The 15,020-nt window shown below is 66.8% G+C and carries 15 protein-coding genes and 1 riboswitch; of the genes, 7 read left to right on the top strand and 8 right to left on the bottom strand.

Annotation, left to right across the window (positions count from 1 at the left end):
- Positions 1–40: 40 nt before the first annotated feature.
- Positions 41–730: a hypothetical protein gene (locus AC3A6P_RS33620; protein WP_487696727.1), complete on the top strand. Its 690-nt coding sequence runs from the start codon at positions 41–43 to the stop codon at positions 728–730.
- Between the two features lie 76 nt (positions 731–806).
- On the top strand, positions 807–1,079 hold the full coding sequence (locus AC3A6P_RS33615) for a hypothetical protein (protein ID WP_487696726.1): 273 nt from the start codon (positions 807–809) through the stop codon (positions 1,077–1,079).
- Here AC3A6P_RS33615 and AC3A6P_RS33610 read toward each other — a convergent pair.
- The 7 genes from AC3A6P_RS33610 to AC3A6P_RS33580 all read right to left on the bottom strand — a co-directional run bounded on the left by AC3A6P_RS33610 (position 1,064) and on the right by AC3A6P_RS33580 (position 8,957).
- On the bottom strand, positions 1,064–2,083 hold the full coding sequence (locus AC3A6P_RS33610; RefSeq protein WP_487696725.1) for a zinc-dependent alcohol dehydrogenase: 1,020 nt from the start codon (positions 2,081–2,083) through the stop codon (positions 1,064–1,066). The two genes, AC3A6P_RS33615 and AC3A6P_RS33610, sit on opposite strands and share 16 nt — an antisense overlap.
- Positions 2,084–3,010 carry an aldo/keto reductase gene (locus AC3A6P_RS33605; RefSeq protein ID WP_487696724.1) on the bottom strand — a complete coding sequence of 309 codons (927 nt, stop codon included), beginning with the start codon at positions 3,008–3,010 and terminating at the stop codon, positions 2,084–2,086.
- A 141-nt stretch (positions 3,011–3,151) separates the two neighbouring features.
- A complete protein-coding gene (locus AC3A6P_RS33600) occupies positions 3,152–4,153 on the bottom strand; it encodes a substrate-binding domain-containing protein (RefSeq protein WP_487696723.1) in 1,002 nt (333 codons plus the stop codon).
- A gap of 112 nt (positions 4,154–4,265) precedes the next feature.
- The gene (locus tag AC3A6P_RS33595; RefSeq protein WP_487696744.1) at positions 4,266–5,258 is read right to left on the bottom strand and encodes a LacI family DNA-binding transcriptional regulator; all 993 of its coding nucleotides are present in this window, start codon (positions 5,256–5,258) and stop codon (positions 4,266–4,268) included.
- 92 nt (positions 5,259–5,350) lie between these two features.
- Positions 5,351–6,202 (bottom strand): ABC transporter permease, encoded by an 852-nt coding sequence (locus AC3A6P_RS33590; RefSeq protein ID WP_487696722.1) that lies wholly within the window; start codon positions 6,200–6,202, stop codon positions 5,351–5,353.
- Positions 6,199–7,152: an ATP-binding cassette domain-containing protein gene (locus AC3A6P_RS33585; protein WP_487696721.1), complete on the bottom strand. Its 954-nt coding sequence runs from the start codon at positions 7,150–7,152 to the stop codon at positions 6,199–6,201. The genes AC3A6P_RS33590 and AC3A6P_RS33585 overlap by 4 nt, the downstream gene beginning before the upstream one ends.
- A 59-nt stretch (positions 7,153–7,211) precedes the next feature.
- On the bottom strand, positions 7,212–8,957 hold the full coding sequence (locus AC3A6P_RS33580; protein WP_487696720.1) for an MFS transporter: 1,746 nt from the start codon (positions 8,955–8,957) through the stop codon (positions 7,212–7,214).
- Positions 8,958–9,117: 160 nt separating this feature from the next.
- A riboswitch (TPP riboswitch) is annotated at positions 9,118–9,227 on the top strand.
- On the opposite strand from AC3A6P_RS33580, the gene thiC reads away from it, so the two are divergent.
- The 3 genes from thiC (at position 9,219) to AC3A6P_RS33565 (ending at position 12,242) form a co-directional block, all read left to right on the top strand.
- The gene (gene thiC, locus AC3A6P_RS33575) at positions 9,219–10,784 is read left to right on the top strand and encodes a phosphomethylpyrimidine synthase ThiC (RefSeq protein ID WP_487696719.1); all 1,566 of its coding nucleotides are present in this window, start codon (positions 9,219–9,221) and stop codon (positions 10,782–10,784) included. It overlaps the preceding riboswitch by 9 nt.
- Positions 10,781–11,620: a bifunctional hydroxymethylpyrimidine kinase/phosphomethylpyrimidine kinase gene (gene thiD, locus AC3A6P_RS33570; protein WP_487696718.1), complete on the top strand. Its 840-nt coding sequence runs from the start codon at positions 10,781–10,783 to the stop codon at positions 11,618–11,620. The genes thiC and thiD overlap by 4 nt, the downstream gene beginning before the upstream one ends.
- Entirely contained in the window at positions 11,610–12,242 is a 633-nt protein-coding gene (locus AC3A6P_RS33565) for an alpha/beta hydrolase family protein (RefSeq protein ID WP_487696717.1), read from the top strand. Before thiD ends, AC3A6P_RS33565 begins: the two co-directional genes overlap by 11 nt.
- Here AC3A6P_RS33565 and AC3A6P_RS33560 read toward each other — a convergent pair.
- Positions 12,239–12,787, bottom strand: a complete 549-nt coding sequence (locus AC3A6P_RS33560) for a TetR/AcrR family transcriptional regulator (protein ID WP_487696716.1) — start codon at positions 12,785–12,787, stop codon at positions 12,239–12,241. The two genes, AC3A6P_RS33565 and AC3A6P_RS33560, sit on opposite strands and share 4 nt — an antisense overlap.
- Positions 12,788–12,879: 92 nt before the next feature.
- Between AC3A6P_RS33560 and AC3A6P_RS33555 the strand changes: the two genes are divergently transcribed.
- Positions 12,880–13,518 carry an NADPH-dependent F420 reductase gene (locus tag AC3A6P_RS33555; RefSeq protein ID WP_487696715.1) on the top strand — a complete coding sequence of 213 codons (639 nt, stop codon included), beginning with the start codon at positions 12,880–12,882 and terminating at the stop codon, positions 13,516–13,518.
- 84 nt (positions 13,519–13,602) lie between these two features.
- Entirely contained in the window at positions 13,603–14,973 is a 1,371-nt protein-coding gene (locus AC3A6P_RS33550) for a cytochrome P450 (RefSeq protein ID WP_487696714.1), read from the top strand.
- The last annotated feature ends 47 nt before the right edge of the window (positions 14,974–15,020 follow it).

The raw sequence follows: 15,020 nt of genomic DNA, 5'->3' as shown, positions 1-15,020 counted from the left end.
TGAAATCAACAGGCCCAACGACCTTTTCCTGAGGATCCCGATGACCAAGCTGCAGTCCGTCGACTCGCCCCAGACCATGACCACACGAGTGGGCGGACCGCGGCGCCCGCGTTTCGAGTCCGCACGGACCTTCTCCGTGACGATCGAAGCCGAGGATCCGCTGCCCACCGGTGAAATAACAAGCATATTAGAGGAATTCGAGCGATCGCTGTTCACCGACGACGGCGGTCGACTCAGCTCCCCTGCCGACGCGGCGAAAGTCTTCGCCGTACACGACGCTCTTCATGCGGCCACCGGCGGTGCCGTCGATCCGTTGGGTGGCTCAGGCACAGCGAGTGCGGGCCACCTGATCGACACCATCACCGCCGTGCTGCACCGGCGCGGGAGCGACGGCTTCGTGGTCGACGTCGACGGCGGCATGCGCCACAGCGGTACGACGGGATTGCATGTGGCGCTACGACACCCCGCCCAGCCCGATCTGGCCATCGGCGTCGCCACGCTCACCGACCAGGCGGTGTGCGCCTCCGCGCCGGAGTCCACAGCAGACATCGCCGCGGCGTGGGTGGTGGCCGACGACGCGGTGACCGCCCATGCGCTGAGCTCAGCGCTTCTGGTGACGCCGCCGCAGCGGTTGAGCCGGTTCTTCCGCTTCTCGTACGTGCGACTGTTCCACGACGGCCGCGCCGAAGTCTCCCGCAACTTTCCCGGAGCACTGTTCGCCCACCCCTGACACGTTAGGAGCGCCCCACCAACAGCACAGGCACGACCACCCAGTCATTTGAACCCAACGCCTCTAGGAGTCAACCATGAAACGCTATCTGTTCGCCACCGCGGCCTGCGCCGCGCTGGCACCCGTCACCATCGGCCTGGCGGGCAATGCCGTTGCCGCACCGGCAGGTTCGTCGGCCACCGATACCATCCGAGAACTGCGCAGTCAGGGCTACAGCGTGCAGATCAACGGTTCGCGCAACGGCCCGATCTCTGAATGCGCGGTCAACGCGGTACGCGGCATGTCCGGCGATCCGACCGAGACGGTGTATGTGGACCTGAGCTGCCCGCACGTCTACATCGACGACTGAGCCCGCAACAGCACCTTCACCAAGGTGCACGCGTCCCGCATTTCGTCGAAAGCATCCGGCCCAGCGGCAATATCGCGGACACCACTGGTCAGCGGGTCGATATCGACCATCCCGCGGTCCAGCAGGTCGATCGCCATGGCGAACTCACCCTCGTAGATGAAGCTGCCCTGAATGGTCAGTTCCTTGAACACGAGGTCCGGCGCTTGGTAGAACGGCGGTTTCGCCGCGACACCGGTGACGGTGAGTGTGCCTCTGGGACGCAGCACGCGCAACGCCATCTCGGTGGCGGCGGCGACGCCCGAGCATTCGAACGCATGCGACGGCGCCGCCGCCAGATCCGGGAACACCTCGCCTGCGTCGACGGTCAACGGATCGATCACCGCGTCGGCACCGACGTCGGCGGCCTTGGCTGCCCGCAGTGGCGACGGTTCGAACGCGGTGATCTGACCGGCTCCCATCGCGCGCAGCAGCGTGATGACCAGAAGCCCGATCGGGCCGCCGCCGAACACGATTGCCGGGTCGCCCATACCGATTCCCGACCTGCGCACACCACGCAGCGCCGTCGCCAGCGGTTCCACCCAAGCGCCTTGTTTGGTGGTCACACCGTCGGGCAGGCGGTGCAGCACCTTGGTGGGCACCGCCGCATAGGGCGCCATACCCCCGTGGCGCGCCACACCGACGGCCGTGCGGAACAGCGCCGTGCACAGGTTGTACTGGCCCGCGCGGCAGAATCCACACCGACCGCACCAGTCACCGTTGGGGTTGACGCACACGCGGTCACCGACGGCGAAATCAGTTACCTGGGAACCGAGTTCGACGACCTCTCCGGCGAACTCGTGTCCGAGGGCGACCCCCACCCCGAAGCCCTGCTGTTGGGCGTGCAGATCGCTGCCGCAGATGCCGCAGTAGTCGACCCGCAGTACCACCTCATCAGCTGCCGGGGCCGGGTCGGGCAACTCGCCCACGTACTCTCTGCCGTCGGCACCGAGCACAACAGCATGCATCTAGTTGTTCTCCTTCAATCCGCTGGGCCAGGACACGTTCTGCACGTCGGCGGTGGCGGCCAGAACCTGGGCCAGCAGGTCCTCGTCGATGGGTTCACCGGCCGCCCGTACCGCCGAGTGGAGGTGATGGGGTTTGGTGGTGCCGATCACGGTGGTGGGACATCCCGAGCGCTGAATGGCGAATTGGTTGGCCAGGAAGGCGATGTCGACACCGTGCCGGATGCAGATGTCGTTGACCCGCCGCGACGCGGCCCGCACCGCGTCACTGACCGGTACATCGGCCTTCAGCCCGGCCGGTGTGAGCAGCCCCAGCGCCACCGCAGCGGCGTTGATCACCGCCGTCCCGTTCTCCTGCGCCATCGGCAGGAAGCCGGTCAGTTCGGTGTTCAACAAGGTGAAGTGGGCGTAGTTGAGCACCACGTCGAGATCGGTTTCGGTCACCGCCCGCCGCAACGTGTGCAACGGGTAGCCCGTCATCCCGATGAACCGGCATTTCCCTTCGTCACGCAACCGGACGAGTTCCCCGTAGGAGTCTGCGAAAACGCCGTCCAGCGAGACGAATTCGATATCGTGCAGCTGCAGGACATCAACGTGATCGGTCTGCAGCAGTTCCAGGCTACGGTGCACACCGTCGCGGATGCGCTGTGGTGAGAAGTCGAACTCGTCGAATCCGTAGCGGCCCGCCTTGGTGCCGATGATCACGTCGTCGCGACGGCCTTTCAGTGCGGCACCCAGACGCTCCTCGGCCAACCCGCCGCCGTAATACGGCGAGGAGTCGAAGAAGTTGATGCCGGCATCCAGCGCCTCACGCACCGACCTGATCGCGGTGCCCTGGTCGGCGGTGCCGAACATGTCACCGAGCGGGGCGGTGCCGAACGACACCGCCGACACCTGCAGCCCCGTCGTACCCAGCGGCTGATACTTCACCGAATCGACACCGAGTCGGCGGGCAGGTGCACGGCATTCAGGATCGCGGTGTAGACACCGAGCTTCACGGACTCCCTTTCGCTTCTAGACGAGTGTGACGGCAGCGCAGCGGCATTGGGCCGATTCGGTGACTATCCGCCGTCAACGCACACCTTCCTGTGCGTACTGCGCGATCTGTTCGATGTTGGAGCCGTCGATGAAGGACGGACCGGTGAGGATCGGCTGACCACCGCCGAGGATGCTGCGGTTGTTGAGGTAGTTGGCCAGCGTGTCGACGGCCTGGTAACCCTGCAGCCAGGGTTGCTGGTCAACGGCGAAGGCCACTTTGTTGTCCTTGATGGCGTTCATCAGTTCCGGGTTGGTGTCGAAGGTGGCCACGGTGATCGGCCGGCCGGTGGCTTCGGTGACCGGTAGCGCGGTCATGGCGTACGACGCATTGAGGGTGATGAGCGCGTCGATGGCCGGGTCCTGGGCCAATTTTGCTTCCATGGTGCTGCGTGCGGCGGCCATGTCGAAGCCCGACAGATAGATCCGTTCGACTGCGCCGCCGAAGCCGGCTTCGACTCCGTTGCACCGTTTGTCGAGTGCCGAGACGCCCTGCTCGTGCACCACGCAGAGCACCTTGGTGGCGCCCTGGTCCTTGAGTCGCTCGCCGGCCGCGGTCCCGGCGATCACTTCGTCCTGACCGATGTACATCAACGCTTCGGCACGCTTCCAGTCGTCATAACCGGAGTTGAAGGCGACCACCGGAATACCGGCTGCGACAGCCTTTTTGGAGACCTCCATCAGCGCTTCCGGATGCGCGAGATCCAGTGCGATGGCGTCGACGTCGGTGTCGATCGCGTTCTGCACCAGCGTGGCCTGCTTGTCGGGTTGCGGATCAGACGAGTAGCGCAACTCCACGTTGTTGGTGGCGGCGCCCTGCTCAGCACCCTTGCGCAGGATGTCGACGAACGCGTCGCTGGGGTCCCAGTGCCCGATCATCGCCACGGTGTGCCGGGGCAGATCGACGTTCATACTCGCTCCGTCCTGGGAGCCACCCTGCTCTTCCGGCTTCCCGCCGGTGCTGCTGCAGGCCACCAGGCCGAGGGCCACAGCGGCAGTGGCCAAGGCGATTCCTACCGCACGTTTCGGTGAAGCCACGGTGTCCTTCTCTCGATCGAATGATCTGACTTGCTCCGGTCTATTTGACCGGTCTAAGTCCCACTATGAGCGCGGTCACACCCGGGTGTCAAGAGTGGAGTGGTCGCTCGCCTCAGGCGGTATCAGCGTGGCGGCGCGGCGCCGCCGTGGTGGTGCGGAACACGAGCTCAGGGGCCAGAACCGAGGACAGCGGCTCGGTGCGGCCCGCGTCCAGCCGCGACACCACCGCACCGATGGCGCGATCGGCCTGCTCACGGGGCTGCTGGCTCACGGTCGTCAAGTCGATGTGGCCCAGCCGCGCCAGCGCACTGTCGTCGTAGCCGGTGACCGAGACATCGGCGGGCACGTCGAGCCCGGCCCGCCGGAAGGTGTCGATGACCCCGACGGCGATGCGGTCATTGGCGCACACCACCGCGGTCGGCAGCTCGGCGCTCAACAGCGACTTCGCCGCTGCCATGCCCGCCTCCTCGGTGAAGGCGCCCCCGACCACCTGCGTGGCGTCACCGAGACCGTGGCGTCGCATGGCCCGCAGGTATCCGTTGCGCCGGTCGGTGGCGATGACACCGGAACCGGCGTCGACGTGCACGATATGGCGGTGCCCGGCCTCCACGAGGTGGTCGACCATGGCGCCGATACCGCGGGCGTCGGCGGTGCGGACCACGTCCAGCGACTCCGAGGAGATCCGCCTGCCGACCACCACCGTGGGCACCCGCTCCCCCAACTCGGTCAGCGCTGTCCCCGCCAGCTCCGGTCCGATCAGCAGCAGGCCTTCACAGCGGAAGTCGAGCAGTGTGTCGATCACCCTGGATTCGCCGTGGGTGGGCGTCACCGCACCCAGCACCACCTCGTATCCTGCGCGGTCGGCGGCGGCGACGATGTGCTCCACCACCTCGGCGTGAAAGCTGTTCCGGATCAACGCCGCAACACCGATCAGATGCGACCGCCGCGCCGTCATCAACGCCGCCGTGCGGTTCACCCGGTAGCCGAGTTCCTCAGCGGCGGCGAGCACCTTCTCCCGGGTTTCCGCACTGGGGCCGGGCGCCTTGCGAAACACCAGTGACACAAGCGCCTTGGACACGCCGACCTTGTCGGCGATGTCCTGCATGGTCGGCCGGCTCTTGTCCTGTGGCACTGCTACCCCTAGCCGTCGGCGTTTGGGCACAGCATAGCGCTCGCTTCGACCGGTCCAACTGAACGTCAGTCGGATGTGCGCCGGGTGTACGCCCGCAACGCGAAGGGCGCGAACACCGCGGTCAGCGCCAGAGACCACAGAATGGTCGCGAGCACCGGATGATGCAGTGGCAGTTGCGCGTCCGGCGCCGCAGCCGGGCCGTTGCCCCACAGTTCGCGCATGGCCTGCGCCAGCGAGGACACCGGATTCCATTCGGCGATCACCCGCAACCAATGCGGCATCGGTTCGGTGGGCACAAAAGTGTTGGCCAGGAACGTGACCGGGAACAGCACGGTGAACATGACGCCGTTGACGGCCTCCACCGAGCGCATCAACGAGCCGATCAGGATGCCGAACCAGATCATGCCGAACCCGAACACCAGCACCAGCGCGAAGGCCAGGACCGCCTCGCCGACGCTGCCCCGGATGCGCCAGCCGATGGCCAGGCCGGTGAACGCCATCACCACGATGCCGATCGACGAGTGGATCAGGCTGGCGACGCTGCGGCCGATGAGTACCGACGATCGGGAGATCGGCAGCGACCGGAACCGGTCGATGATGCCCTTCTCGACGTCGGCGGTGATGCCTGCGGCGACGACGAACGCGGAGAACACGATGGTCTGCGCCTGGATGCCGGGCAGCAGGAACTCCCGGTAGGACGCCCCGCCGGTATTGGTGATGGACGCACCGAAGACGAAGGCGAACAGCAGCACGAACATGATGGGTTGCGCGGTGACGTCCGACAACATCTCCGGCATGCGCTTGGTGTGGATCATGTTGCGTTTCACCATGATCCACGATTGGTACGCCAGCGACGTGCGGCGGGTCTGTGGACGCGCGGTGGTGCTGGGTGGCGCGCCTTCCCGGACGGTGGTCATGCGGTGGCCTCCTCAGCGGTGGTGCGGCCGGTCAATGACAGGAACACGTCATCGAGACTGGGCCGGGTCAGGCCGATGTCGTCGACCTCGATGTGGCTGTCCTGCAGCCAGGACGCGACCCGGGTCATGTCATCGAGCCCGTCGGCCGACGCGGTGAGCCTGCGCGCGCCGACGTCGACGTGGACCTCGGCACCGGTTCTGGCGACGATGGCCTGTGCGCTTTCCAGGTCAGCGGCGTGCGACACGGTGACGACCAGGCTGGCATTGCCCGCCTGCTCCTTGAGCTGAAGCGGAGTGCCCTCGGCGATGATGCGGCCGCGGTCGACGACGACGATGGTGTCGGCGAGTTGGTCGGCCTCCTCCAGATACTGCGTGGTGAGCAGCAGCGTGGTGCCGTCGGCGACGAGTCCGCGCAGCACGTCCCACAGCTCGCTGCGCGACCGCGGGTCCAGACCCGTGGTGGGCTCATCCAGGAACAGCACCGGCGGGGCGGCGATCAGGCTGACCGCGAGGTCCAGGCGGCGGCGCATCCCGCCCGAGTAGCCCTTCACCACACGATCGGCGGCGTCCGCAATGGAGAACTGCTGCAGCAGCTCGTCGCCGAGCCGGTCCAACTCCTTGCGCCGCAGCCCGTAGAGGCTGCCGATCATCCGGATGTTCTCCCGGCCGGTGAGCAGCTCGTCCACCGTGGCGGCCTGCCCGGTCAGGCCCATGTGGCGGCGTACCTGTTCGGGGTCGCGCCGCACATCGAAGCCGGCCACCCGCGCCGTGCCGCTGGTGGGTTCGGTGAGCGTGGTCATCATCCGCACCGTGGTGGTCTTGCCCGCGCCGTTGGGTCCGAGAAGTCCCAGCACCGTGCCCTGCGGGACGGTGAAACTGATACCGCCGACGGCGGTGTGGTCGCCGAACCTCTTCACCAGATCGATGGCCTCGATGGCTGCCTCGGGCATGCCCTCGACCGTAGCGGGTGACTCCGACAAGCCCCACTGGATTTTGTGGGGTGCCCGGATCAGGCGGCGTTGTCGGCGCCGGGTGCGTCGGCGTAGCGGCCCGGCGACATCCAGGACGCGACGGCGCCGAGCACCATCATCACCGCCGCAGCCGCGAACACCACCACCAGACCCGCGTGGAACGGTTGGGTGATCAGCTCCGGGAAGAACGTCTTACCGGTGAGCACCTCGGCGTTGACGCCCGGCTGCTGCAACGCGTGGTACGGCTCCAGCAGTTCGGCGATGGGGTTGTAGCCCAGGAACGCCGCGAAGAGACTCCCGACGGGTGGCAGGCCGGCGACGTCGTGTGCGACGTCAGCGGACACGCCTTGCGCCTGCAGCCCGGTGCTGAGGGTGGAGGGCAGCGTGTTGGCCAGCCCGACGATCATGAGCGAGAAGAAGATACCGATCGACAGTGACGAGCCGGCGTTGAAGAACGTGGCGCGCACACCCGAGGCGGCACCGCGCTGGGATGCCGGCACGCTCGACATGATGGCCGCGGTGTTCGGGGCGGTGAAGATACCGCCACCCAGACCGTTGAGGAACACGATGACCGCGAACATCCAGTAGTCGAAGTTCACCGGGATCAGCAGCAGCGCAACGAATGTCACCGCCATCAACAGCATGCCGCCGACGGTGAACGGCCGGGCCCCGAACCGGTCGGACAGCGATCCCGCGATCGGACCCGCCACCAGGAACCCGATGGTGACCGGCAGCAGGTAGATGCCCGCCCACAGCGGCGTCGACTCGAAGCTGTAACCGTGCAGCGGAAGCCAGATGCCCTGCAACCAGATGATCAGCATGAACTGCAGGCCGCCGCGACCCACCGACGACATCAACCCGGCGAGGTTGCCCATGCCGAACGATGCGGACTTGAACAGTTTCATGTCGACCATCGGCTGCGACACCCGCAGTTCGATGAGGCAGAACACCACCAGCAGTGCCAACCCGGCGGCAATCGAACCGAGGACCAGAGGAGAGGTCCAGCCGGTGGTGGAGTCACCATAGGGCTGGATGCCGTAGGTGATACCGACCAGCAACACCGTCAGACCGACGCCGAAGGTCAGCGTTCCGGCCCAGTCGATGCGGCCCGGTGTACGGGATCCGAGTTCTTTGAGCGAGCGCAGGCTCCAGACCGTGCCGGCCAGGCCGATCGGCACGCCCACCCAGAAGATGGCCTGCCAGTGCCACTCGGAGAGGAAACCGCCGATCAGCAGGCCCAGGAATGAGCCGGCGACCGCGGAGACCATGTTCACGCCCAGCGCCATACCGCGTTGATTGGCCGGGAAGGCGTCGGTGAGGATCGCCGAGGACGACGACATCAGCATGGCGCCGCCGACACCTTGGACCACGCGCCAGGCGATCAGCCACACCGCACCGCCGCCCATGGAGAACGGGTCGAACGACAGGGCCACCGCGGCGACCGTGAACACCACGAACCCGAGGTTGTAGATCCGCACCCGGCCGAGCATGTCGCCCAGGCGGCCGAATGGCACCACCAGCACGGCGGTCACCACCAGGTAGCCCATCAGCATCCAGAGGAGGTAGCTCACATTGCCGGGCGCCAAGGGATTCAGGCCGATACCGCGGAAGATCGCCGGCAGCGAGATCAACACGATGGACGCGTTGATGGTGGCCAGCAGGGTGCCCAGGGTCGTGTTGGACAGCACCACCCACTTGTAGCGGGGGTGGTCGTGGTCCATCTTGATCCGGCGTCGAGCGGTGGCGGTGAGGCTCGCGTCGGTGGTGGTGAGCTCGGCAGTCATCAGCATTCTTCGTTTCGTATCGAGTGCGTGCGCAGCCCACCACGGTGTGTGCCGCAATTTACATATGTTAGCTATGCAAACCTTCGTGGTGCAATTCCCATTCCATCCCGTTCCGTCGTCCCGGGGTGTGGCACGGCACCGGACTGCGCTAGGTTGGTCGCGTAACCCACACGGGAGTGCACACCGAGTGCGCTGAGAGGACGGCTGGGGCCGTCGACCGTACGAACCTGACCGGGTAATGCCGGCGTAGGGAGTGAACTGATGAGTGCTGTTGCCGTATCCGTGACCCATGCCCCCATCTCGGGCAGCCACAAGACCTACCGCGAACTTCCCGACGGCGCCAAGGTGCCGTTCCGTCGGGTGAACCTGACCAACGGTGAGCATCTCGACCTGTACGACACGTCCGGGCCGTACACCGACGCCGAGGCGCACGTCGACCTGGAGAAGGGGCTGCCACGCCGTACGGTCGTGCGCGACCGGGGTACCCAGCTGCAGCGGGCGCGCGCCGGGGAGATCACCGCGGAGATGGCCTTCATCGCCGAAAGGGAAGGTGTACCAGCAGAACTGGTGCGTTCCGAAGTTGCCAGGGGCCGCGCGGTCATCCCGGCCAATCACAACCATCCCGAGACCGAACCGATGATCATCGGCAAGTCCTTCGCGGTGAAAGTCAATGCCAACATCGGCAATTCGGCGGTGAGCTCGTCGATCGGCGAGGAGGTCGACAAGATGGTGTGGGCCACCCGGTGGGGTGCCGACACCATCATGGACCTGTCCACCGGTAAGGACATTCACCTGACCCGCGAGTGGATCCTGCGTAACTCGCCCGTCCCCGTCGGCACCGTGCCGATGTATCAGGCCCTGGAGAAGGTCAACGGTGACCCGACGGCGCTGACCTGGGAGGTGTACCGCGACACCGTGATCGAGCAATGCGAGCAGGGCGTCGACTACATGACCGTGCACGCCGGTGTGCTGCTGCGCTACATCCCGCTCACCGTCAACCGGGTCACCGGCATCGTCAGCCGCGGCGGCTCCATCATGGCGGCGTGGTGTCTGGCCCATCACACCGAGTCCTTCCTCTACACCCATTTCGCCGAGCTGTGCGAGATCCTGGCCCGGTATGACGTGACGTTCTCCCTCGGCGACGGGCTGCGCCCCGGGTCGATCGCCGACGCCAACGACGCGGCGCAGTTCGCCGAACTGGAAACCCTGGGCGAACTGACGAAGATCGCGAAAAGCCATGGCGTGCAGGTGATGATCGAAGGACCCGGTCATGTGCCGATGCACAAGATCGTCGAGAACGTCCGCCTCGAAGAAGAGCTCTGCGACGAGGCACCGTTCTACACCTTGGGACCGCTGACCACCGATATCGCGCCTGCGTACGATCACATCACCTCGGCGATCGGCGCGGCGATGATCGCCCAGGCCGGCACGGCGATGCTCTGCTACGTCACTCCCAAAGAGCACCTGGGCCTTCCGAACCGGAAAGACGTCAAGGACGGCGTGATCGCCTACAAGATCGCTGCGCATGCCGCCGATCTGGCCAAGGGACACCCGCGCGCTCAACAACGTGACGACGCGTTGAGCAAGGCCCGGTTCGAGTTCCGCTGGGAGGATCAGTTCAATTTGTCGCTGGATCCAGACACCGCCCGCGAATTCCACGACGAGACGCTGCCGGCGGCCCCGGCCAAGACCGCCCACTTCTGTTCGATGTGCGGACCGAAGTTCTGCTCGATGCGCATCACCCAGGACATCCGCGAAGCCATGGCGGAGAAATCTGCGGAGTTCGCCGAGCAGGGCAACCGCGTCTACCTACCCTTGACCTCATGACGTACCTACCGCTGAGCCCGCCCGGGCAGACACCGCACCGGGTGATGACCATCGCCGGCTCCGACTCCGGCGGCGGTGCGGGTATCCAGGCCGACATGCGCACGTTTGCGATGCTGGGCCTGCATGGCTGCGTAGCCGTCACCGCGGTGACGGTGCAGAACTCGGTGGGCGTCAAGGGCTTTCACGAGATTCCACTCGACGTGGTGGCCGGGCAGATCAGCGCGGTGACTTCCGATATCGGCATCGAAGCCGCCAAGACCGGCATGCTGGCGTCATCAGAGATCATCGGATGCGTGGCCGAGACCTGGCGAGCCGAGGCACTGACGGTGCCGCTGGTGGTGGACCCGGTGTGCGCATCGATGCACGGGGACCCGCTGGTGCACCCCAGCGCCCTGTCGGCCATCCGCACCGAGTTGTTCCCGCTGGCCACGTTGGTGACACCGAATCTCGACGAAGTGCGCCTGCTGGTCGACATCGAGGTGGTCGACACCGAGTCCCAGCGCGACGCGGCGCGGGCGCTGCACGCTCTCGGGCCGCAGTGGGCGCTGGTCAAGGGTGGGCACCTGCGCTCGTCGAGCGCGAGCCCCGACCTGCTCTTCGACGGCACGGAGTTCTACGAGTTCGCCGCTCCGCGGGTGGGCACCGGCCACGATCACGGTGCTGGTGACACCCTGGCCGCCGCGACCGCTTGCGCTCTGGCACATGGTTATTCGGTGCCGGATGCGGTGCAGTTCGCCAAAGCGTGGGTGACCGAGTGCATCCGGGCCGCCTATCCTCTGGGCCGTGGGCACGGACCCGTCAACCCACTGTTCCGGTTGGCCGACGATGGATCTTGAGCCGATCGCCGGGGTGGCGCACGAACCCGACAGCCCGCCCGCCGGAGTCGTGCTGTTGACGCACGGGGCCGGCGGCAGCCGCGAGGCGCCACTGCTGGTCCGACTGTGCGACGAGTGGGCCGGCCGCGGGTGGTTGGCCATCCGCTACAACCTCCCCTATCGACGGCGACGCCCCAAGGGACCGCCGTCGGGTTCAGCCGCGGCCGATCAGGCCGGCATCGTGGAGGCCATCGAATTGGCGCACACGCTGAGCGACGGCCCGGTGCTGGCCGGCGGGCATTCGTACGGCGGGCGGATGACGTCCATGGTGGCGGCGCGAGAAGAAGCCGGAGCGGCAGGCGGTGGCGGCCTGACAGCTCTGACGTTGTTCTCCTATCCCCTGCACCCGCCCGGCAAGCCGGAGCGGGCGCGCACCGAACACCTGCCGGACATCCGCATCCCCACCGTTTTCACCCACGGCACGGCCGACCCGTTCGGCTCGATCGAGGAGTTGACGGCAGCCGCGGCACTGGTGAGCGGGCCCACCGAGATCGTCGAGATCACCGGCGCCCGCCACGACCTGAACTCCAAGACGCTGGACGTGCCCGCACTGGCGGTCGACGCCGCGCTGCGCGCGCTCTAGAAGCGCAGGCAGCGCACCGCGATGTCGGCGACCGCGCTCAGGCGCTCGTGATCGACGCCGTCTCGGGCGCGCGCGGCCATTCCGTTCAGCATCACGATGAGGAACTCGGCAAGATCTTCGGGATCCAGTGAGTCCGGCAGGTCACCGGAGTCGGCACTGCCCCGCAGCCGGTCGGCGATGAACGCCCGGCCGTCATTGCGTCGTTGCGCCAACTGGGGATCCGCCATGACAAGGCACCCGCGGGGATGGCCGGCGTCGGTGTATTCGCGCGCCGCCGCGGTCAGCATCCGCTCGACCACATCATGCGAGGTCGGCGCGGCCACCGCGCGCGTGGCCGGCGCCGCCGGTCGGCTCTCGTACATCGCCACGGCTTCGTCGAACAGCCCCCGCTTGCCGCCGAAGGCGGCGTAGAGACTGGGCGATGAGATGCCCATGGCCGCCGTGAGATCACTGATCGACGTGTGGTCGTAGCCGCCGCGACTCCAGAATTCGTACATCGCGCGCTCGAGCGCTTCGGTTCGGTCGAATTCCCGTGGCCGTGCCATGGCGCGATTCTAACCGTTCTGTGCCGACCGTTATAGAACCTGCTATCGTCGGCGTTCTGTGTCGAGCGTTATAGAACCAGAAGGAGCGGAAAGTGCAGTACGCGATCATCGGAGCCGGCAACATCGGCTCTGCAGTGGCCCGGCAGTTCTCTCGCGCGGATATCCCGGTCGGTGTCGCGGCCGCACGAGGTGTCGACTCGGTATCCCGCCTGCTGAGTGAGATCGGTCCCGCCATCAGGCCCATCGAGGTCGGCGACGCGCTTCTCGCCGATGTGGTGGTGCTGGCGGTCCCCTTCGAAGCCGTTCGCGGACTCGTCGAGCAGATACCGGACTGGCGGCAACGCATCATCGTCGATGCCACCAACGCAATCGACTACAGCGACTTCTCCCCGGCCGATCTGGGCGGACGCGCATCGTCGGACCTGGTGGGCGAATGGGCCGTCAACGCCCGCGTGGTCAAGGCGTTCGGCCACACCTGGGCCAAGGTCCTGGCCCGCGAACCGCGCGACACATCGGGTGCTAGCCGCGTCCTCTTCGTCTCCGGCAATCACCCGAGCGCAAACGAGGAAGTGAAGGCGCTGATCCAGCAGTTCGGATTCACGCCGATCGACCTGGGCAGAAACGACGAAGGCGGGTTGCTGCAGCAGTTCGGCGGGCCGCTGACGACGCTGAGTCTGCTGTCGCAGCCCATCGGCGGCAACAGCCCCGCGGAGATGGACCTGGTCGATTGAGGTAGCGCACTACGTAAGCCGGGGCCTCGCGCACCCGGCACGCTCGAACCCTGACACCTGAGCACAGGAATCGGGGGATGGGTCATGGTGGACACCGTCACACGCACCGAGCTGACAGAACTGCCGCTGGCGCCGATGAATCCGCTCCCGCGCCGTCGACAACTGGCTCTGCTGCGCTCGTTCGTCGAAGGCCACGCTGTGCTGATCGCGTCCGGGGGCCGGATCTCACGCATCACCTTCGGACCCAAATGGTTGGTGCCACCCATCGTTCTCGTGGCCACACCGCAAGGGGCGCACGACGTCCTGAGCCGACGCGACGCGGTGTCCGACCGCGGCCGGTCGACGGCGATGGTGCAGATGCGCACCCTGATGGGCGGCAACCTGCTCGACCTGCCCCATGACCAGTGGCTGCCGCGGCGGCGTGCCTTGCAGCCGATGTTCACCAAATCCCATGTGCCGCGCTACGCCGGCCACATGGCCACCGCAGCGCAGATGGTCGCCGAGCGGTGGCGCGACGGCCAACTTGTCGATCTCGATATCGAAAGCCGGGCGCTGACCCTGCGAGCACTGGGGCGGTCGGTGTTCGGTCTGGATCTCGACGAGCGCGCGGATTCGGTGGGCCCGGCGTTGCGGACCGCGCTGGGATGGATCGCCGATCGCGCGTCGCGGCCCCTCAACCTGCCGCAATGGGTGCCCACTGCGGGCCAGCGCCGGGCCCGCGAGGCCAGCGCAACACTGCAGCGGTTGGCCGCCGAGATCCTGACCTCCGTGCGTGCGGACCCGGACGTCGATGCCCCACTGGTGCGGGCTCTGGTGGACGCGTCGGACCCCGCGACCGGTCGAGCGCTGACCGACGAGGAGATCTGCCATGAACTGGTGTTGTTCATGCTCGCCGGGCATGACACCACGTCGACGACGCTGACGTATGCCCTGTGGGCGCTCGGGCGCCACCCGGACCTCCAGCAACGGGTGTACGACGAGGTGGCAGCACTCGGTGGCCGACCCCTGACACCGGAGGACGTCCCGGCGCTCGGGTACACGGTGCGGGTGTTGCACGAGGCGTTGCGACTGTGTCCGCCGGCGGCCGGCATGCCCCGCGTCATCTCCGAGGAGATCGCCGTCGACGGCCACCGCGTGGAAGCGGGCACCATGCTCAGCATCTCCATCTACGCGCTGCACCGGGACCCGAGCCTGTGGGACGACCCGCTGACATTCGACCCGGACCGGTTCCTGCCGGAACGCTCGCACGGGCGCAACCGCTGGCAGTACCTGCCGTTCGGCGGTGGTCCTCGGTCCTGCATCGGCGATCACTTCGCCATGTTGGAGGCGACGCTGGCATTGGCCACGCTGGTGCGCGGCGCCCGGATCGAGTCACTGAGCGCGGACTTTCCGCTGGCGACGCCATTCACGGTGGTGGCGGCGGCGCCGGCGTTGGCGCGGGTGCAGCTGCGCTGATGACCCCTTTCGGCACCGCAGAAAGGGTCCAAGTGCCCTAACTTACC

Source organism: Mycobacterium sp. Soil_C_30, from assembly GCF_057656995.1.
The sequence above is the reverse complement of the archived record's forward strand: the minus strand, read 5'-3'. Positions and strand labels throughout refer to the sequence as shown.